General features: G+C 58.8%; 20 protein-coding genes. 12 read left to right on the forward strand and 8 right to left on the reverse strand.

Annotated elements, in window-relative coordinates; genetic code table 11:
* The first annotated feature begins 23 nt into the window (after nucleotides 1-23).
* Genes H7B67_RS20865 through H7B67_RS20880 form a run of 4 tightly spaced genes read left to right on the forward strand, consistent with a single transcriptional unit; the run spans nucleotide 24 to nucleotide 2,736 of the window.
* A complete protein-coding gene (locus tag H7B67_RS20865; protein ID WP_185121801.1) occupies nucleotides 24-329 on the forward strand; it encodes a thiamine-binding protein in 306 nt (101 codons plus the stop codon).
* Nucleotides 319-1,101: an ABC transporter permease gene (locus H7B67_RS20870; RefSeq protein WP_185121802.1), complete on the forward strand. Its 783-nt coding sequence runs from the start codon at nucleotides 319-321 to the stop codon at nucleotides 1,099-1,101. Before H7B67_RS20865 ends, H7B67_RS20870 begins: the two co-directional genes overlap by 11 nt.
* The gene (locus H7B67_RS20875; RefSeq protein WP_185121803.1) at nucleotides 1,098-1,886 is read left to right on the forward strand and encodes an ABC transporter ATP-binding protein; all 789 of its coding nucleotides are present in this window, start codon (nucleotides 1,098-1,100) and stop codon (nucleotides 1,884-1,886) included. The genes H7B67_RS20870 and H7B67_RS20875 overlap by 4 nt, the downstream gene beginning before the upstream one ends.
* Nucleotides 1,879-2,736 carry a TatD family hydrolase gene (locus H7B67_RS20880; RefSeq protein ID WP_185121804.1) on the forward strand — a complete coding sequence of 286 codons (858 nt, stop codon included), beginning with the start codon at nucleotides 1,879-1,881 and terminating at the stop codon, nucleotides 2,734-2,736. The genes H7B67_RS20875 and H7B67_RS20880 overlap by 8 nt, the downstream gene beginning before the upstream one ends.
* Before the next feature lie 425 nt (nucleotides 2,737-3,161).
* Here H7B67_RS20880 and H7B67_RS31150 read toward each other — a convergent pair whose 3' ends face one another.
* The 3 genes from H7B67_RS31150 to H7B67_RS20895 all read right to left on the reverse strand — a co-directional run bounded on the left by H7B67_RS31150 (nucleotide 3,162) and on the right by H7B67_RS20895 (nucleotide 5,836).
* Nucleotides 3,162-4,811 (reverse strand): stalk domain-containing protein, encoded by a 1,650-nt coding sequence (locus H7B67_RS31150; RefSeq protein WP_221468850.1) that lies wholly within the window; start codon nucleotides 4,809-4,811, stop codon nucleotides 3,162-3,164.
* 172 nt (nucleotides 4,812-4,983) lie between these two features.
* Complete coding sequence (locus H7B67_RS20890) at nucleotides 4,984-5,610, reverse strand: DUF2306 domain-containing protein (protein WP_185121805.1); 627 nt, start codon at nucleotides 5,608-5,610, stop codon at nucleotides 4,984-4,986.
* Nucleotides 5,600-5,836 carry an SHOCT domain-containing protein gene (locus tag H7B67_RS20895; RefSeq protein ID WP_185121806.1) on the reverse strand — a complete coding sequence of 79 codons (237 nt, stop codon included), beginning with the start codon at nucleotides 5,834-5,836 and terminating at the stop codon, nucleotides 5,600-5,602. Before H7B67_RS20895 ends, H7B67_RS20890 begins: the two co-directional genes overlap by 11 nt.
* Nucleotides 5,837-6,025: 189 nt before the next feature.
* Between H7B67_RS20895 and H7B67_RS20900 the strand changes: the two genes are divergently transcribed.
* The 4 genes from H7B67_RS20900 (at nucleotide 6,026) to H7B67_RS20915 (ending at nucleotide 9,267) form a co-directional block, all read left to right on the forward strand.
* Nucleotides 6,026-6,724 carry a response regulator transcription factor gene (locus tag H7B67_RS20900; protein WP_185121807.1) on the forward strand — a complete coding sequence of 233 codons (699 nt, stop codon included), beginning with the start codon at nucleotides 6,026-6,028 and terminating at the stop codon, nucleotides 6,722-6,724.
* Complete coding sequence (locus tag H7B67_RS20905; protein ID WP_185121808.1) at nucleotides 6,721-7,791, forward strand: sensor histidine kinase; 1,071 nt, start codon at nucleotides 6,721-6,723, stop codon at nucleotides 7,789-7,791. Before H7B67_RS20900 ends, H7B67_RS20905 begins: the two co-directional genes overlap by 4 nt.
* Nucleotides 7,792-7,868: 77 nt before the next feature.
* Nucleotides 7,869-8,570, forward strand: coding sequence for a hypothetical protein (locus H7B67_RS20910; RefSeq protein ID WP_185121809.1), 702 nt, complete (start codon nucleotides 7,869-7,871; stop codon nucleotides 8,568-8,570).
* A 199-nt stretch (nucleotides 8,571-8,769) separates the two neighbouring features.
* Entirely contained in the window at nucleotides 8,770-9,267 is a 498-nt protein-coding gene (locus tag H7B67_RS20915; RefSeq protein WP_185121810.1) for a P-loop nucleotide/nucleoside kinase family protein, read from the forward strand.
* 41 nt (nucleotides 9,268-9,308) lie between these two features.
* Here the strand turns inward: H7B67_RS20915 and H7B67_RS20920 are convergent, their stop codons facing one another.
* Nucleotides 9,309-10,595: an amidohydrolase gene (locus H7B67_RS20920; protein WP_185121811.1), complete on the reverse strand. Its 1,287-nt coding sequence runs from the start codon at nucleotides 10,593-10,595 to the stop codon at nucleotides 9,309-9,311.
* Nucleotides 10,596-10,671: 76 nt separating this feature from the next.
* Between H7B67_RS20920 and H7B67_RS20925 the strand changes: the two genes are divergently transcribed.
* The 4 genes from H7B67_RS20925 to H7B67_RS20940 all read left to right on the forward strand — a co-directional run bounded on the left by H7B67_RS20925 (nucleotide 10,672) and on the right by H7B67_RS20940 (nucleotide 15,326).
* Complete coding sequence (locus H7B67_RS20925; protein WP_185121812.1) at nucleotides 10,672-11,667, forward strand: MerR family transcriptional regulator; 996 nt, start codon at nucleotides 10,672-10,674, stop codon at nucleotides 11,665-11,667.
* A 207-nt stretch (nucleotides 11,668-11,874) separates the two neighbouring features.
* Nucleotides 11,875-13,185 carry a VTT domain-containing protein gene (locus H7B67_RS20930; protein ID WP_185121813.1) on the forward strand — a complete coding sequence of 437 codons (1,311 nt, stop codon included), beginning with the start codon at nucleotides 11,875-11,877 and terminating at the stop codon, nucleotides 13,183-13,185.
* A gap of 170 nt (nucleotides 13,186-13,355) precedes the next feature.
* Entirely contained in the window at nucleotides 13,356-14,000 is a 645-nt protein-coding gene (locus H7B67_RS20935; protein WP_185121814.1) for a GntR family transcriptional regulator, read from the forward strand.
* 147 nt (nucleotides 14,001-14,147) lie between these two features.
* Complete coding sequence (locus H7B67_RS20940) at nucleotides 14,148-15,326, forward strand: helix-turn-helix domain-containing protein (RefSeq protein ID WP_185121815.1); 1,179 nt, start codon at nucleotides 14,148-14,150, stop codon at nucleotides 15,324-15,326.
* 76 nt (nucleotides 15,327-15,402) lie between these two features.
* On the opposite strand, the gene H7B67_RS20945 is transcribed toward H7B67_RS20940, so the two are convergent.
* From H7B67_RS20945 to H7B67_RS20960, 4 genes are all read right to left on the reverse strand, one after another.
* Nucleotides 15,403-16,308: an RraA family protein gene (locus tag H7B67_RS20945; protein ID WP_185121816.1), complete on the reverse strand. Its 906-nt coding sequence runs from the start codon at nucleotides 16,306-16,308 to the stop codon at nucleotides 15,403-15,405.
* Nucleotides 16,309-16,377: 69 nt separating this feature from the next.
* Nucleotides 16,378-17,766 carry a mandelate racemase/muconate lactonizing enzyme family protein gene (locus tag H7B67_RS20950; protein WP_185121817.1) on the reverse strand — a complete coding sequence of 463 codons (1,389 nt, stop codon included), beginning with the start codon at nucleotides 17,764-17,766 and terminating at the stop codon, nucleotides 16,378-16,380.
* A gap of 32 nt (nucleotides 17,767-17,798) precedes the next feature.
* The gene (locus H7B67_RS20955; protein WP_185121818.1) at nucleotides 17,799-18,581 is read right to left on the reverse strand and encodes an SDR family NAD(P)-dependent oxidoreductase; all 783 of its coding nucleotides are present in this window, start codon (nucleotides 18,579-18,581) and stop codon (nucleotides 17,799-17,801) included.
* Nucleotides 18,578-19,378, reverse strand: a complete 801-nt coding sequence (locus tag H7B67_RS20960; RefSeq protein WP_185121819.1) for an SDR family oxidoreductase — start codon at nucleotides 19,376-19,378, stop codon at nucleotides 18,578-18,580. Before H7B67_RS20960 ends, H7B67_RS20955 begins: the two co-directional genes overlap by 4 nt.
* Between the last annotated feature and the right edge of the window lie 51 nt (nucleotides 19,379-19,429).

A 19,429-nucleotide genomic window follows, 5' to 3' on the forward strand; every position in this document is an offset into this window, starting at 1 on the left:
GAATGGACAAGGAGGAAGAGCCTGTGGCGCAAGCTCTGTTAAGCATTCAAATTTTGCCGAAGCTGAAGCAAGGGGATACGGACGTGATTCCTTACGTCGACCGCGCGATCGAGATCATCAAGGAATCGGGCGTTCCTTACCGGGTCGGCCCGCTGGAGACGACGATGGAAGGGGACCTCGACACGCTGCTGGACATCGTCAAAAAAATGAACGCGGAAATGTTCGAGCTCGGCAGCCCGTCCGTCCTGTCCCAGATCAAGCTGTCGGTGGACGGAAGCGGCAACGCCTCGATGGCGCGCCTCCTGCAGAAATATCCCGATGGCCGGTAACGTTCGCCGGGCGTTCGTGCCGGGAGGAACGCTCCTCGCTTTGCTGCTTATATGGCAGGCTAGCTGCATGGCTTTCGACGTGAAGCCTTACGTGCTTCCTTCTCCTTGGACGATCGCTTCCTACATGGGGGAGAACGCCTCCCGGCTGTGGGATCAGATGTGGTTCACCCTGCGTCTGGCCCTTAAGGGAATGGGGCTCGGAGTGGCGATCGGCATCCTGGCCGCGCTGCTGTTCCACCTCATTCCCGGAGTGAGGGCGGCGCTGTCGCCGATCATCATCATCACGCAGAACATCCCGACGATCGCCTTGGGGCCGCTGCTGATCGTCTGGTTCGGATTCGGACTTATGCCTAAGCTGATATTGCTCGTTCTCGTGTGCTTTTTCCCCGTCGCCTGGTCCATGCTCGCGGGGCTCGGCCAAGCGGCGCCGCACCTTCGGGAATACCTCTCGATGATCGGGGCTTCCCGGTGGGAGATTCTTCGCCGGCTGGAGCTGCCCGCTTCTCTTCCGTCCTTCTTCACCGGATTGAAGCTGACGGCGACCTACGGCGTGACGGCGGCCATCGTGGCGGAGTGGCTCGGCTCCAGCGAGGGCATCGGCCACTACATCGTGCTCAAGTCCAAGGGCTACGACACGGTCGGCGTGTTCTCCGCGATCGTCTGCATCGTGGCGCTGGCTCTCGCTTTCTACGGCGCCGCCGCTTTATTGGAGAGGCTGGTCATCCGTTGGAGACCTTCGGCATCGGGCGGAAAAGGAGGGCGTTCGGAATGAGCGGAACTTCATCGGCAAAGCTGGAGTTGACCGGCGTATCCAAAAGCTTTATGAGAGACCGCAAACGCCATCCGGTGCTCGATCGGTTGTCCCTCCGCGTCGGCGAAGGAGAATTCGTCACGCTGATCGGCCCGTCCGGCAGCGGCAAATCGACGCTGTTCCGGCTGATCGGCGGCGTCGAGCTTCCGGACGAAGGCAGCATTCGGATCGACGGCAAGGAGACGACCGGCGAGCGCGGGCACATCAGCTATATGCCTCAGCAAGCGTCGCTGTTTCCGTGGCTGTCGGTAGCGGCCAATATCGGCTCCGCCCTGACGACGGCGGGAATCCGGGCGGACGAAGCGAAGCGGCTGGCATCGGAATGGCTCGGGAAAATCGGGCTGGGCGACGTGGCTCGAGAGTACCCGCACGTTCTGTCCGGCGGCATGCAGCAGCGCGTTTCCTTCTTGCGCGCGCTGCTCATGCCGCGTGCCGTCATGTGCCTCGACGAGCCGTTCGCCGCGCTCGACGCCTTGACCCGCGCCGAGATGCAAGCGTGGCTGCTGAGGCTGTGGGAGGAGGAGCGGCGCTCGGTGCTGTTCGTCACGCACAGCATCGAGGAGGCTCTGACGCTCTCGGATCGCATCTACGTGCTTTCCCGCGCTCCCGCGCGGATCCTGAAGGAGATCCGGGTTCCGTTCTCCCGCCCTCGCCGCGAGGACGTGTGGAAGGAGCCGGAGTTCGTCGGCCTGAAGCAAGAAGTGCTGGAGCTTCTCGGAGAGGGAGCGGGGGCTTCCCGTGGATAATCTCGATAGGGATAAGCTATTTAAAATCTATGACGCGCATATTCATCTGGACTCGTATCCGGCGGAGAGAAGGGACTCGCTGTTGGCGGAGGCGGCCGTCGAAGGAGTGGCGGGCATCGTCGCCGTCTCGATGGACCTCGCCTCCTGCGAGGAGAATCGTAGGCTCGCGAGACTGTACCCTGGGATGGTCCTGCCCGCCTACGGCCGTCACCCCGAGCAACCGGCACTCGATCCGGACGGGCCGGAGCTGACGAGGCTGTGCGACTGGATTCGCGCCCGCGCGGCCGAGGACGAACCGTTCGCGATCGGGGAAGTCGGACTGCCCTATTATTTGCGGACGGAGACGGAGGGGCGCGGTGAATCGTTTGACGAAGCTCCCTATCTGCTGCAGCTGGAGCGTTTCGTCGGGCTAGCCGCAGAGCTGAACCGGCCGATCGTGCTTCACGCCGTTTACGAGGACGCGGACAAGGCTTTGGACTTGCTGGAAAAGCACCGGGTCCGGGAAGCTCACTTCCATTGGTTCAAGGGAGCGGCTTCGACCGTTGAGCGCATGGCTCGGTACGGGTGTTATGTGTCGTTCACGCCCGACGTGCTCTACGAGCCGGACATCCGCGAGCTGGCGAGCTCCTATCCGCTGGAGCGGATCATGGCGGAGACGGACGGGCCGTGGCCGTTCGAAGGACCGTTCGCCGGGCGCGAGACGGTGCCCTCGATGGCGCGGGACGTCGTCCGCGAGATCGCTCTTCTGCGAGGGATGAGCGAGGAAGAGGCGGGCGAGAGGCTTGCGGAGAATACCCGAAGGTTCTATCGGTGGTTCGGAGCGTCGAGGGCGAGCGATTTTATTCGCTAAGCAGGGAAGTCGGCTCACAGATTAGCAAAGAGCCGCAGCCAAGGGCTGTAAGCCGATAAAGTCGGCTTACAGAGTGCGAAGAGCCGCAGCCAAGGGCTGTAAGCCGATAAAGTCGGCTTACAGAGTGCGAAGAGCCGCAACCAAGAGCTGTAAGCCGATAAAGTCGGCTTACAGAGAGCAAAGAGCCGCAACCAAGAGCTGTAAGCCGATAAAGTCGGCTTACAGAGAGCAAAGAGCCGCAGCCAAGAGCTGTAAGCCGATAAAGTCGGCTTACAGAGTGCGAAGAGCCGCAGCCAAGGGCTGTAAGCCGATAAAGTCGGCTTACAGGAAGCGAAGAGTCGCAGCCAAGGGCTGTAAATCGTTAAAGTCGGCTAGCAAATAGGCGTCGCGGTGAAGTGTGCTTCCCCGCGACGCCTATTTGTAGTTTAATTGCTGGTCAATTGATGAACCGACCAGGTGACGGAGGCTCCTTCATCGCCTCCGAGAATGATAGGGAGGGTCAATCCGTCGGCTTCGTATTTAAGGTTCAGAACGTCGCCCGCGCTCAAGTAAGCATCCGTATTCAGCGTAACGGAACCTTTGGCGAGGATTGTTCTTAACGTAAGAACGAGAGCGATATTGACATCCAGAATAGGGAGGTAACCGGATACCAGATTAGCGGAGCTATTCTTGGTTACGGCGAAATACGGATTTATGCCGGCCCCGAGTGAAATGCTTACTGCGGAAGTCGTGCTGTAATTGACCGTTGCTTTGATGGAATATTTACCCGATGCAGGAACGGTATATGTGCCCGTCGCAGGGTTGAAGTTGTTCCCCGCATAAAATTCGGAAGACGCGTTCCAATTCGAAAGAATTGATGATGCGGGAGTTGCCTGAGTGATTAGGCTTACCGAGAAGCCTTCATCGGCGTTGCTTGCGCCAGGATCGCCTTTGTCGCCCTTAGCGCCCTGCGGCCCCGCGGGGCCAACGGGACCAACCGGACCTGGAGGTCCAACAGGCCCCGGATCTCCTTGATCGCCCTTCGGCCCCGTAGCACCGGCAGGACCTACTGGTCCCTGAGCGCCAGTTGCACCATCTTGGCCCGGGTCGCCTTTATCGCCCTTCGGCCCGGTTGCGCCGGTAGCACCGGCAGGACCTACCGGTCCCTGAGCGCCAGTTGCACCATCTTGGCCCGGGTCGCCTTTATCGCCCTTCGGCCCGGTTGCGCCGGTAGCACCGGCAGGGCCTACCGGTCCCTGAGCGCCAGTTGCACCATCTTGGCCCGGGTCGCCTTTATCGCCCTTCGGCCCGGTTGCGCCGGTAGCACCGGCAGGGCCAACCGGGCCCTGAGCGCCGTTTGCACCATCTTGGCCCGGGTCGCCCTTATCGCCCTTCGGCCCGGTTGCGCCGGTAGCACCGGCAGCGCCCGCCGGTCCTTGGGCGCCATCTGCACCGTCCTTGCCCGGGTCTCCCTTATCGCCTTTATCTCCTTTTTCCCCGGTATCGCCTTTGTCGCCTTTATCGCCCTTCGGCCCGGTTGCGCCGGTAGCGCCGCTCGGTCCTTGAGGCCCCGTTGCGCCGTCTTGACCTTGGTCGCCCTTATCGCCCTTGTCGCCAGGATCGCCCTTGATCACGGTCGTTGACGAATCGCTTGTCGTGACCCGGGCTTCCTGCCGCTTCGAATCCCAGAACACCGTTGCCCCGTAAAGACTCGCGAATAACCGCAGCGGAACCATAATCTGTCCGTTGATGCTTTGAGCCGGAGTATCGAGCTTCACTTGCTTGTTTACGGTTCCGCTAGTCACCGTGGCCGAGGAAGCGTTCACTCCGATTCGGATGATCGTATCGTCTTTGGTCACCGTCACGGTGCGGGAAGCCGCGTCCCAGGTAAACTGGGAGCCGAACGCTTCGGCCGCCTGTCGAATGGACACCATGAGCGTGCCCTTGCTTAGGACAGGCTGAACGCTGCCCGGAATGTCTTTCCCGTTCACGCTTAACGAAATTCCGGATGCCTGCGCCACCGGTACCATAATCATCGTAAGCATCAACAGGAGCAAACCTGCCGCTTTGGCATGCCTTTTTCTCCAAAATCGCATGTTAACGAGTTCCCCTTCCGATCTAAAAAATGGTAAAAACACTCGTCCATCTTAACAAAATATGGGTAAACGCTCAATGAATATTGTCGAATAAGGCAAAATTATGACAATCAAGAGCCCTCGGACAAAAAAAGGACGGCGCCAGGGAGATTTCTCCCGCACCGTCCTGCCGTTACTTCCTAAACCCCCGAACCGCAACCTCCGCCGCGACCAGCAGCGCCGCAACCGTCACGAACACGCTGGTCGCGTAGGCGTCCGCGTCGTTCATGCCGAACCCTCGCGCCAGAACGGCCTCGAACAAATGGATGCCCATGTTCGTGAAGACCAGCGAGTAGCTGCGGATCATCCAATTCCGATGCCGCTGCACCTGTCTTCGTTTGATTTGGACCAGGGCGACGATCGTATACGACATCCACACGATATTCAGCAGGTTAAACGCCATGCCGACCGCCTGGCCCCCCGTCGCGTAAGGCGCCATGTAGCCGGAGGTGACGATCACGCCGAACACGCTGACGATGTAGGCGTAGCCGATGGCGCGATGCCGCTTGGGCCGAGCCGCCCTTAGCTTGCCGGAGAAGTTCAAGGCTCCGGCGATCATGCTTAGGCACGCGAACGCGATATGAACGTCCAGCACGCGAAGCCACGCCGGAAGCTTGATCGGCCGGGCCGTCTCCGTCTCCGCCTTGACGCTTAGAAAATCCGAAGCCAGCGGATCGATAACGAGCCAATGGAGCAGCGTCCAGACCGTGAAGGCGAACGCAACGGCGACAATTCCGCCATACAGCGTCTTACGGTTCATTGCGGCGATCCTCTCTCAGCAGTTCCTTGTGCCGCCTATATTCGCTTTCGCTAAGCTCGCCTTTGGCGAATCGCAAGTCGAGCTGCGCCAAAGCTTCTTCCCCCTGCCGGCGGCGGAAGCCTCGACCGCCCAGGGCGCGTCGCAGCCGGAAGGCGACGAACACGAGCAGCGAAGCGAAAAACCATAGATGAATCGACCATAGGATCGGACGAACGACGTCCATCATGCAACTCTCCTTTTCCCATACGAATCGGTTGAACGAGCTTAAGCTTACTCCGTGCCTATATCGAAACGAGCGCCGAAAGTATCACAAAATCATCAACGAACGGTCACGATTCTCCATAAGAAAGCGATCGGCGGGCGAGGAGTGCTATACTGAAGACGGATGAATTCTATTTTTCGGAGAGAGATAGCCATGAATATTCCCACCCCTTATCGCGTGCTTGTCGTCGACGACGATCCTAGCATCGCGGAGCTGATGAGAGATTTTCTGGAAAACGACGGCTTTCAGGTGCTGACGGCCGGCGGAGCGGAAGAAGCGTTCGCCATCTTCCAAGCTTCGGAGGTTCATTGCCTTCTCCTCGACGTCATGATGCCGGGGCAGGACGGCTTCGAGCTGTGCCGCCGGATCCGCTCCGTCAGCGAGACGCCGATCCTGTTCCTTAGCGCGCGCGACGACGACGTGCACAAAATCCGGGGTCTCGGCATCGGAGGAGACGATTATATCGTGAAGACCGCTTCCCCCAGCGAGGTGGTCGCCCGCGTCAAAGCGGTGTTAAGAAGAACGGGGGCGGCTTCCCGCCATGCCTCCCGGGTGCTGGATTACGGGCGCCTGAAGCTGGACCTGTCGACCCGCGAGCTTCTGGTGGACGGGAGGAGCCTCAGCCTTACGCCCAAGGAATACGAGCTTCTCAGCCTGCTCAGCGGGCATCCGCGCCAAGTGTTCACGTACGAGCAGCTGCTGGATCGCCTCTGGGAAGGGGTCGGCGACAAGCATACCGTTCGGGTGCATATCGCCAGGCTGCGCGAGAAGATCGAGCTCGACGCCAACGCGCCGCAATACGTGACGAACGTCTGGGGCATCGGCTACCGTTTCGAGGCGAAGCCGGTATGAGAACGCTAAGGCTGAGAGATGCGTTCGCGCTGGCGCTTGTCCTTGTCAGCACGCTGTCGTGGGTGACTTATGTCGCCGTCCATCTTCTCGAGACGGGCACGATTCGCCTCGGCGGCTCGGAGAAGGCGACGTCGTCCGGCATCTGGGCGGCGGGGCTCGTCGGCTCTGTATTCGCGCTTCTCCTGATCGGGTACGGCTTCCGCCAATGGCTGATCCGGCCGCTGGAGTCGATGGGCAAGGCCGCCCGGCGAATTGCCGAAGGGGAGCTGGAGGTCAAGCTTCCGGATTCCCGCATTCGGGAGATCTCCGAGGTACGAGAAGGCTTCGACGTCATGGTCCGAGGGTTAAAAAAATCCGTCGAGCAGCAAGCGGCGTTGGAGGAAGAGAGGAGATTCTTCGTCGGGGCGATCGCGCACGATCTGCGTACGCCTCTGTTCGCTCTAAGGGGGTATCTGGACGGCTTGGAGCAGGGCATCGCCTCCACGCCGGAGCAGATGAGGAAGTACGTCGCCGTCTGCCAGGACAAGTCGAAGCAATTGGACCGGCTCGTGTCCGACCTGTTTCTATTCGCGAAGACGGATTACTTGGACACCATGCAGCCCGAGGACGAAGTCGATTTGGCCGCGGTGCTGCGCCAAGCGGCCGACAGCTTGCTTCCCGCCGCGCAGGAGAGGGGCGTTCGGCTGCGGGTGGACGCTTCCGCGGCTTCCTGCCCGATGAAGGGGGACGCCCACTTCCTGGAGCGCGCCTTGCTGAATTTGCTGGAAAACGCGGTTCGTCATTCCCCGAGCGGGGGGACGGTCGTCGCCGGCTGCTCGCCGGAAGCGGGCAAGGCGCGGGTGGCCGTTCGGGATAGCGGCCCCGGCTTCGCCGAGTCCGAGCTTCCGCGCGCGTTCGAGCCGCTGTTCCGGGGGGAAGCTTCCCGCAACCGGGACACCGGCGGCGCCGGGCTCGGCCTGACGATCGCCCGGCGGGTATTCCGGGCGCACGGCGGAGAGCTGACCGCGGCCAACCGTCCGGAAGGCGGGGCCGAGCTGAGCGGGTGGCTCCCGCTGCGCCGGAGCTAGACAAAGCTTGAGCGAAGGTCCAGTCAGGCTCTACAATAGCAAAAGCGAAGAACAGCGCATGCGAAGGAGCGACGACGATGATCAAACGCAAATTTTATCGGGCGGAGTGGGAGGAAGGACGGGAGGCTGCCGGCTTGCAGGCTCTCGCGGACGGTCCGCAGGCGAGAAGCCTGGTCGAGCGGGGGGAGCTGATGACGGCCGCGGCGTTTAAGTGGCGCAATCAGCTGTTTCTCTATTACGAATGCATGGGAAGGGACGTGCTGCCGGAGGAGCTTGCCTGCGAGGCGGTTCCTTGCCTGAAGGACTGGCCGGGGCAGGCGAAGCCGCGCAAGTGGGTCGAGATGGCGGACGTGTTCCACTTCAACGAACCGGCGAGCGAAGAGCATTGGCTGCGCAAGGAGCCGGTCGAGCGGCGGGTCGGCCGGGTCGCGCATTTGAAGCCGGAGATGATCGCGAGCTATGTCTATTATCACTATCAGCTGCAGGAGGAGCGGGCGTTCTTCGGGGACAAGTACGAGATCATCGCCATTCACGAGAATCTGCTGTTCGGCTACCAGGAGTTCCCGAAGGTCATCGAGGAGCCGATCGTGCCGGGACGCCTCGCCACGAAGGGCACGCCGGAGAATTGGAACGACTCCCGGATGGATTTGCATTTTCAGCCATGGGAGGACGACGGCTACCTGTACTTTAAGCCGATCGAGCAAGTGTTTGCATACTACATAGGCGATTTGAAGCCCGATAACAATCGAGTTTCAGCCAGAGAAAAGAGGACGCCATGAGTACAATCGAATTCCAGCAGCGGGTCAAGGATTATACCGACAGTGCAAACGATATTACTCTCGAAGAAATCTTTGAGGCGCATAAACAAAAACTCGCCTTGCATTACTTATCAATCTAATACTAATCGAGGAAACCTTCTATTGGAAGAAAACGGATAAATCTGATAGGAGGTTTTCTTTTTCGAAGGAGTCGAGTTTAATGCTCTATATATTCGGCGGGTTGCCGGGCACCGGGAAGACCACGCTATCATCGGCGCTGGCTAGAATGCTAGGGGCTGCGTATCTCCGGGTCGATGTCGTGGAGCAGGCCATGCGGGATGCCGGAATCAGGGTCGACGGACCTGAGGGTTACCTGGTGTGTTATGCGATTGCATCGCAGAATCTTCAACTAGGTCTCGACGTGGTTGCCGATACCGTCAATCCCATCCAAGTGACGCGTCGGGCTTGGCGCAACGTGGCGGAGTCTTTAGAAGCACCGTTTGTGGAGATTGAAGTGGTCTGCACGGACGATCGCGAACACAAGCATCGAGTTGAAACCCGGGAAGCCGATATTCCCGGCTTTGTACTGCCGACCTGGGAGCAGGTCAGGAATCGACAGTACGAGGTTTGGGATCGGGACCGCATCGTGATCGACACGGCTCATCGGACGGTGGCTGAAAGCTTGGAGACCTTAAGGCATCTGTTGAGACAAGAATAAAAAACGCGAGCATTCGTGCCCGCGTTTTCAGCTTCCAAGGATCAAATCCCGTCGACGATGCGCTTCGAACGCCAAGATACTTGCTTCAACAGCTCCTCCTCATCGATGGTCAACAATTGTCGGCCTTGCATCAATACTTTGCCGTTGACGATGGTCGTGTCCACATCCGAGCCGTTGGCGCTGTACGCGAGCAGGGAATGGAGATTGTGGACCGGCTGCAAATGGGGTTTTCTTAGATCGATCAAGATAATGTCCGCCTTTTTGCCGATTTCGAGCGTGCCCGTTTCATGTCCGATGTTCAACAGCTTCGCGCTTCCCGCGGTCGCCATTTGAAGAGCATCCGCGGCGGGAAGCTTCGTCGGATCCCCGTAATCCAGCTTTTGCAGCCAGGCGGCGCTTCGAACTTCTTCGAACATATCCAGCGTGGCGGCGCTGCCCGCCCCATCCGTGCCTATCCCAACCGTAATCCCTTGTACGGCCATTTCCGCAACCGGCGCAATGCCGCAGCCGAGCTTGAGGTTGCTTACCGGATTATGGGACACACCGCCTCGCATGCCCCTCAAATACCCCAAATCTCGCCGATTCAGATGCACGCCGTGAGCCAGGAGCACATGAGCCTTTTCGAACAGCCCAAGATGGTACAAATACTCGGTCGGAGTCTGATCGTACTTTTCCCGTATCTTGGTCGCTTCTTCTTTGGTTTCGGCCAGATGGGTATGGATCGGAATGTTCTCCCGTTCCGCTAACGCGATAAGTTCGCTAAAGGGCTGCGGAGGAACCGTGTAAGGGGAATGCGGCCCCAGCATCGTCGTGATTCTCCCATCGGCTTGGCCGCTCCAGCGACGGACGAGATCCAACGCTTCCGACATTCGGCGGCCGCCGTCATTCTCGAGGAAAACCAATCCCCGCGTCAAAGAAGCGCGCATTCCGACCTCTTCGACCGCAATCGCAATTTCATTCATGTGAATGTACATGTCGGCAAAGGCGGTCGTCCCGGATTTGATCATCTCGGCCATGGCTAGCTTCGCGCCCCAATAAATGTCCTCGGGCGTCATTCGGGATTCGGCGGGGAGCATCTTCTTGTCTAGCCAATCCATCAGTTTCAGGTCGTCGGAAAATCCCCGCAATAGGCTCATGGGAGTATGCTGGTGGGCGTTGATCAGACCGGGCATCGCCGCCATGCCTTCCCCGCGAATCACCCGATCGGCTTCGGCGGCAATGGCTGGCCCAATCTCCGCTATTCGGTCTTCGTCGATCAGAATATCCCCGGCAAACGGCTCGTCGTTCCTCATGGTTAGAATGGTCGCGCCTTTGATCAATGTCTTCATCGTGACAGCCTCCTTTGCATGGGCTTATACTAAAGCTTAACGTTAGGTGAGGGTCAAGACGATAAAGGAGTTTCTTATGAAAATAAAAGAAGTCGCGGACAGGTTGAAAATAACTCAGAGGGCCATTCGTTTCTATGAAGACAAAGGGCTCATCGCTCCTTCGAAGCAAGACGACAATCAGTACCGTATGTTCGACGACGAAGATATCTGGCGCTTGCAGACGATCATCGCGCTTAGGGAGTCAGGGATGTCGATCAGCGACATTCGAACGGCGCTGTCGGACGCAGACGCGCACGGCAACGGCCAATTGCGTTATTTTCTGGAACTTCAACGCTCCGTCATGTTCTCCAAGTGGGTCGAAATGAAGCAAATTATCGAAACGACGGACGAAATGATCGACAGCCTTAAGAGAAACCAAGGGCTTGCGCTCGATAACATTTTCGCTCTGGCGGAGGGGTCCAGGAGATTAAGGGAACAGCGGGCTTGGGAGGACAGGTGGGGGTTCGATCGCTTGGCCGGCATTCACGACCGCCTTGTGCAAGAAGACGAACGCAAATACGGAAACTACGACGAGGCGCTGAGCCTCATCGTGAAGTGGGTGTCGCCCATTCCCGGGGAACGGGGCTTGGACATCGGAACAGGGACGGGGAACTTGGCCGGCAGATTGATCAAGGAAGGCGCGGACATGGCGGGAGTCGATCAATCCAACGAGATGCTGAAGGAGTGCCAGCGCAAATTTCCGGAGATGGAGACCAAGCTGGGCAATTTCTTGGCGCTGCCTTACCTTGACGGAAAATTCGATTTTGTCGTGTCGAGCTTCGCCCTGCATCATCTTACGCACGACCAGATGCGCATGGCCATTCCAGAAATGCGCAGGGTACTGAAGCCGCGCGGACGGATCTGTATCGCGGATTTGATGACGGACGGCGAAGGAAGCGCGGCTCGTGAAGAGGGAGAGAATTACATTCCGTTTTCTAATCTTATCGATTTATTGGAAAGCAGCGGATACGTCACTAAATTTCAAAAGATGAACGAGCGGCTTCATGTCGTTTTGGCCGTTCCGATTCGATGAGCCGCGAACCTTGCCCTTAGGTGAAGGTTTGCGTCAATGAATAGCAAACGTCAGTGAATGAAGGGACAAGTCCGATCGGCTCCGGCTCATATCGGGTTGCCGCAAGGGGTAATCTATTCCATGGGCGGAATTTCCCGGCAAGTCCCCCATATGAACGCAAAGATAGCCAATGCGGCTTCAAATCAGACGCAATAGGAGAGGGACGCCATGGACTCCATTAACGAAATGCTGACTCGCCTATTGGAATCTTACGGCTACGTCGTGCTTTTCTTCGCTATGATGCTGGAGATGATGGCCTTGCCCCTTCCCGGCGAACTGATCATGACCTACGCCGGACTCATCGTGTATGGCGGTCATATGAATTGGATAGCGAGCGTGGCGATTGCGGGCGTCGGGACATCGCTTGGCATGACGGCTGCTTACTGGATCGGTTACCGGCTAGGCTATCCCTTTTTCGAAAAATACGGTCGTCGTTTCCACCTTGGTCCGGATAAGATGCGGGGGATCTCCAAGTGGTTCGACCGCTATGGCAGCAAAATGCTGCTTGTCGCGTATTTCATTCCGGGAGTTCGCCATATCACCGGTTATTTCTCGGGAACGACGCGAATGCCTTTCCGCAAGTATGCGGTTTATGCCTATTCGGGCGCCTTCTTCTGGGTATTCCTCTTCGTGACGCTGGGCAAGGTGCTTGGACCGAAGTGGCAGCAGTATCATGCCGCGATCAGCTCCTATATGCTTGCGATCGGAATCTTGGCGGCCATCCTCTATCTAACGTTCTCGTACCTTCGCAAGAATCAATCGAAGCTGAAGATTAGGCTCGAATCGTTCTTGCGGAAGAGCGTCCGGCAGCTCCGAACGGCCGGGAAAATCCAGCTTCTGATTCTATCCGCTTGCGTCCTGTTCCTTGTCTTCTTTGCGTTTACGATCGGACTCATCCAGGATTTCTTGGCGCACGAATTTACCCGATTCGACGAAGTGGCGGGTTATATCGTCGCGAGAATGTTTACTCCGGATTGGCTGTACTCGCTGGAACGGGTTGTCAGGATCGGAACCTACCCGTATTTGTTTGTCCCGATGACCGTAGCCCTGATAGCGGTGGTATCCCGCGTCAAGCACCGTTCGCTGGAGCTCGCTTTCTTCGCTATTGCGATGGCGGGCGGGGAGGGATTGGATGAAGCTCTTCGTCGGATGTTCCGCTATCTGGGCCCGATCGAAAGCCAATACTCTTTTCCGAGCGAGCAGGTCTTTATGACCGTTACGGTCTATGGCTTCTCCGCGTTTCTATTGATGCGGCATCGCAAGGAATCCCGTTTCCAGGTAGCGGCGCTATTTTCCGTAATGGCATTATGCGTTCTTGTCGGGATCGGTTCGGTTTATACGGGAAAGAGCTACCCAAGCGATGCCGCGGCAGGGCTCGTCTTCGGCGGACTGTGGTTTACGTTAAATGTCGCGGCGTTGGAGATCTATCGGGCGATCAGAAGCAAACGATTATGGACAAAACCCAAGCTTGCCGTTTAACGCCCATCCATACTATCGTCGCTTTAGAGGCACGCTGTGGCGGCCGATCGCAACGATCGGCTGCCGTATCCGGTTTGTCTTGACGAACGGATCGCCTTCCACTAAGATGAACGTAAATGTAAGCCCTTACCGGCTGACGTGACTGAGGAAGGGAGAGATACGGACCCCGAATGGATATCGCGGACATTCCAACGAGCCCTACATCCTTAAGCGAACATGTCTACATGACGCTGAAGAGGAAGATTCTGAAGGGAGACCTGCCGCCGGGCTACCGTCTGATCGTTCTGGACATCGCCAAGACGTTCGACGTCAGTCAAGCGCCCGTGCGGGAAGCTCTGGAGCGGCTGAAGCAGGAGGGCCTGATCGTGGGACGGATGAACAAGGGTTCGGCCGTATCCGAAATCACGCTCAAGGAGATCCGGGACATCTACGAGCTGAGGCAGCTGATCGAAGGCCATGCGCTGCGGGAAGCGATGAAGGCGCTGAACGCGGAAGACATCGGCCGGCTGGAACGGATTCTGGCGAACATGAAGCTGGCCGTGGACGAGAACGACTCGTACCGGCTCGTCGAGCTGGATATGCAGTTCCACGGGTATTTCTATCTCCGGTCCGGCAATGCCCTGTTTCTGGATATCTGGAACAGCATCAAGACGAAGATCATGAGATTTATCACGGTGACGAACCAGGATCATGCCGGCTACAGCATTCCGAATTCCCATGCGGAGCTGTTGGACGTGATCAAGACCGGAGATGCCGACATGGCGGCCGAGAAGATCGTAAGAGGACTCGATTTCTACAAAAATTATACGGGATAATACGGAACATGCTGTGGTCAAACGAACGGCGCCTTAGTATAATAAAAATTATCGATAATCGATAAAATGAAGATAACCGACATCCTTCAGCTTCGACATCTTGCGATGCAGCCTCGATCCTTAATTTTACAATAGGGGTAATGGAGCATGCTGATTAGCGAATGGTTGTACGAAGACGACGCGATCGTCACTTTGGTCCGGAACCGCTTGTTAATGGATCTGGTAACCAAAGGGGAAGGGAAGAAGCCGATTCCTAAGGAGAGGCTTAGCCGCTTGAACGTGCATTCCTCCTTCGCGTTCCCGACCCTGGCCGTCTTCGAGCCTTCCGGGTTCGGAAGAGGGAAACGGGAAAGAAGAGGGTACGCCGAACGGATCGAGGACTTCCTTCGGAGAGACGGAGCGGAAGGGTACGACGTCTTCCTGGACGAAGAGGGACGCGTCGGATTGTTGTTCTCCTGGGAGTCTAAGGAGGCCGTCGAAGGCATTCATGCCAGACTCCGCGAACGGTTCGAGCATCCGATCAACGCCGGGGTGGGCTTGCCCTGCGGGAAGCTGGCGGACGCGCATGTGTCCTACCGGCAAGCGCTGCTCGCGCTGGAGGCCCGCTTCTACAAAGGCGTCGGGCAGATCGTCTATTATAACGAGATGGGAAGCTACCGGAGGCTGGGCGAATATCCGGTCGCGAAGGAGAAGGAGCTGTTCGAGAGAATCAAGGGCGAGGACGACGGGATTAGCATTGAAGAGGCCGTTGAACGATTTTACGATTACCTGCTCGAAGACGGGCCGCTCGACCGGCGGAACATCGACGAATCGACGATTCGTCTGCTGATCGGACTCGAGAAGCGGGCTTTTGCCGAAGCCTATGATGACAGCGCTTACCGAAGCTATTCCGGCTATGACATTCTCTCTATCGTCCAGATGGAGACGCTTCGCGAGATCAAGGAGCACGTCTCGGCGCAATTGATCCGGCTGCGGGAATGGATGATGCCCGCCCGCCCGGAGAGCCGGCATACGATCATCAAGAAGACGCTCGATTACTTGCAGCAGGACTTCGAGTTCGCCACTCTCGACAACACCGCCCGCAAGGTCCATATGACGCCGACTTATTTGAGCGCCCTGTTCAAGAACAGCACGGGCAAGACGTTCATCGAACAGCTGACGGACATCCGGATCGAGAAGGCAAAGGATATGCTGAGGGGCACTCATCTGAAAAATTACGAGGTGGCGGAAAGGGTAGGCTACAAGGATTCCCGCTACTTCAGTCAGATCTTCAAGAAGAAGGTGGGCCTCTCCCCGAGCGAGTACCGGGACATGGCCGTCCGGTGATAGGGACGCATAACAAGGCGAAGCCGCTTGTCGGCTTCGCCTTGTGGTTTCGTCATGCCTATACGGGGTCATTTTTTTATAATCGTACGCTGCCGCCCGGGCCGTCGTGGGCGGAGTTCCTGGCTTCCTCCAGCTCGCGATCCCACTCCAGATGGCGGTATTCGGCCGCTTCCTCTGCGCTGCCGAACCAGCCGAGGAAATCCTCCCACAGCGGAACGTTCCACGCGGCGTCGATCTGCGCGGTCGTGTAGACGCCCTCCTTCAGGCGTATGAAGCCGAAGACGTCGCGTACCTGGGACTTCTCCGCCTGCACGACGGTCGGTTCGGCCAGATGGGGCGGAATGAAGATGACGCCGGAGGGAGTGCCCAGCACGACGTCGCCCGGCAAGCAGACCGTCCGGCCGATGCGGGCCGGAACGTTCATCCCGACCATCGTGCAGTCTCCGATCGCCGTCGGGTCGCTGCCGCGGTAATAGACGTTGATCCCGTCGATGTGGACGATCTGCTGAATGTCGCGGATTCCGCCCCAGATGACGGCTCCGCCCCGCTTGGTCCGGGTGGCGATCGCGGTGGAGAGATTGCCGCCGACGTAGGTGCCTTGGTAGATTTTATCGTACATGTCGACGACGACGACGTCGTCCTCTCCGAGCGAGTCGATCACCCATTGGTTAAAGAATCCTCTGCGGCCTTCCCGCTCGTGGCCGTACTTCAGCAGCGTCTCGTGCAGGTCCGGTCGCAAGGGGACCATGACGGCCGTGACGGCCCGCCCGACCATGATCTTGTCCGGATGAACGATGCGCAGGTCGCCCTCGAACTGATTCTTGTACCCTCGGTTCCAGAGCGGACCCCATGCTTCCTCCAGCGTAATCTTGCGCATCCGGCGCAGGATGTCCTCGGGCACCTTGGGGCGTCCGTTCTCGAACCGCTCGCCTTCCCACAGCGGCGTCAACTGCACGATGTCTTCCGGGTTATCGAATTTCATGGCTTATCTCTCCTCCCTAATATAAGAGTGCGTGTTCCTTCGGAGCCGGCCTTAGCTCCACAATCATCCTTAGCTCCACAGCCGGTCGTGCCCCCAATGGTCGTTCCAGCTGTCGGTCGCTTCCCACAGCCCGGGGATGCGGGGGTGCAGGTGCTCGGCGATCGTCTCGTCGTTCAGCTCCTCGATGCCTAGTCCCGGAGCGTCCGGCACGGCGATGAAGCCCTTGTCCACGAGCGGCTTGGGCAACTTGGAGACGATGAGGTCGTCCCACCAGTCTACGTCGACGGAATGGTACTCGAGCGCGAGGAAGTTCTCCGTCGCCGCGGCGGCGTGAACGGCTGCCAGGCAGGCGATCGGGCTCTCCGCCATGTGGATCGCCATCGACACGCCGTAATCCTGGGCCATGTCGCCGATCTTCTTCGTCTCCAGAATCCCGCCAGCGGTAAGCACGTCGGGGTGAATGACGGATACGCCGCCGGAGGCGAGAAGGGGACGGAAATTTTCCTTCAGGTAAATGTCTTCGCCCGTGCAGACCGGCGTCGTCACCGAGCGGGACAGCCGCACGTACTGCTCCGTGTATTGCCAAGGGATCATGTCTTCCATCCAGGCGAGGTTGAACTTGTCGATCCGCTTCCCGAGCTTGATGCAATCCTCGATTCCGATATGGCCGAAGTGGTCGATCGCCAGCGGCACCTCGTAGCCGATGACGGCGCGCACCTCGGCGACGTACTGCTCCAGCATGTCGAGCCCCTTCTCCGTGACGTGTATGCCGGTGAACGGGTGAGCGATGTTGTAGATGTCGTAGAGGCGGTTGCGCGACCGGCGAAGCTCCGCTTCGCTTAAGCTTCCGTCGCGTTGGCCATCGTGCCAAGCCTTCGAGAGCGATCTCATCTCCTCGAGGAAGCCGAGGGGAGCGCTTAACGTTCCGGGCTCATGGATGATCTGGTTGATGCCGAGGTCCATCTTCAGGAAGGTAAAGCCTTTGTCCATCCGCTCCTTCAAGGCCAGGCCCATGTGCGTTCCGGTATCCTTGCCGTTCACGTCGGTGTCGCAATACATGCGGATCCGGTCGCGGAACTTGCCTCCCAGCATCTGATAGATCGGAATGCCGTACGCCTTGCCGGCGAGGTCCCAGAGCGCGATCTCGAGGCCGCTGACGCCTCCTCCCTGGCGGGCATGGCCGCCGAACTGCTTGATGCGCCGGAACAGCTTGTCGATCTGGCACGGATTCTCTCCGAGCAGGCGGCTCTTGAGCATGAGGGCGTATTGTTTGTCCGCGCCGTCGCGCACCTCGCCGAAGCCGACGAGGCCCTGGTTCGTGAATACCTTGATCAGGCTGCAATGCATCGGCGCCCCGGCGATGTCGGCGAAGCGGATGTCGGTAATTCTCAATTCGGAAGGGCTCGAATGCGTCTTCACGTGCGCCAGCGTACTCTCGTAAGTTTCCGGTATGGACATGGTTCATGAACTCCTTTATCGGCGATATGTGGTTACAGAAGCATGCTTCCTCCGTCGAGCCGGATGGCGGCCCCGGTCATGAATTCCGTCTCTTCGGAAGCGATATAGCAGACGAGGCTCGCGACGTCGGAAGGCAGGCCGACGCGGCCCATCGGGAATTTCCACCGGATATCCCGCTTCTCCGCTTGCGCGCGTTCGGCGAGTTCCGGGGGCACGAACGGCTTCGTCTCCTTCGTGCCCTGCCGTCCCACGCGGATCGCCCCCGGTTCGATCGCGTTCACGGTAATGCCGTACTTGGCGAGCTCGATCGCGCTCTCCCGGGTGAGCATCTTGATGCCGCCCTTCGTCATCGCGTAGACCGTATCGAAGTCGGTAGGCCTCTTGCCGTGAACGGAGGAGATGTTCACGATTCGGCCGAAGCCCTTAGCCTTCATATAAGGGATAACCGCCTGCATGCACTGCCAATAGCCCTTCAGATTCACGTTCATCTGCCTGTCGTAGGCGTCGTCGTCGTGGTCGAAGTCGAAGTTGAGCTGAAGGGCGGCGTTGTTCACCAGAATGTCGACGCCGCCGAAGCGCCGCGCGACTTCCTCCGCCATCGCATCGATCTCCGCCTTGCGGGCTACGTCGGCTCGAACGGTCATCGCTTCGCCGCCGCGCTCTTCGATCCGTCGCCGCGTCTCCTTCGCTCCTTCGTCGCTGGAATGGTAGCCCAGGGCGACCTTCGCGCCGCGTTCGGCCAGCATGAGGGCGACGCCCTGGCCGATTCCGGTGCCGGCCCCGGTAACGAGGGCAATTCTCCCGGCTAAACTCATGGCGAGCCTCCGGCCTCGAAGGGCTTCTTCGTTTTGAAATCCATGTAGTGCATCAGAAATCCTCCATCCATTCGAATGTCCGCTCCGTTGAGGTAGCGGGACTCGTCGGAAGCGAGGAAGAGGACGAGCCCGGCGAGATCCTCGTGCGTGCCGAGGACGCCGTCCGGCACCTTGTACCGGTAGGAGTCGTACAGCATCGAGATGTCGCTGCGGAAGAGCTCGTCGTCGCCCTCGGCCGGACCGAACTCGATCGCGTTCACGCGAATGCCATGGCGCCCTAGCACGACGGACGCTTCGCGCGCTAACATCTTGACCGCGCCCTTGGCGGCGCTGTAAGCGAACGAGCATCCGGTCGGCTTCTCCGCGTGAATGGAACTGACGAAGATGATTTGGCCGGCCTGCTTGGCCTTCATCCGCGCGCCGACCGCCTTCGCGCTGACGAAAGCCGTCTTCGCGTTCGCGTCCATCACTTCCGAGAAGACGGATTCCTCTCCGTTCTCCACGGAGATCGGAACGACGAGGTCGTTGTTGTGAACCAGAACGTCGACGGCTCCGAGCCTTTGGGCGGCCGATTCCAGCATTCGCTCCGTCTCGGAGCTTCGCCGCAGGTCGGCGGAGACGACGAGCGCCTCGGCCCCCGATTGTCGAATCCGCTCCAGCTCGTCTTCGATCTCTTGTCCTCCGGAGGCGCTGTTCAATAGAAGGGAAGCTCCTTCCGCGGCCAACCTGGGCGCCAGAGCCCGGCCGCTAACGCTGTCGGCGTCGGTGATAAAGACTACCTTTCCTCGCAGCCTCACGAATCCATCCTCCTCCTCTCCCGGAAAACAGGCTGCATGCGTTTGCAAGTT

Origin of the sequence: Cohnella thailandensis (assembly GCF_014212135.1) — a bacterium.
Classification (GTDB): Bacteria; Bacillota; Bacilli; order Paenibacillales; family Paenibacillaceae; genus Cohnella; species Cohnella thailandensis.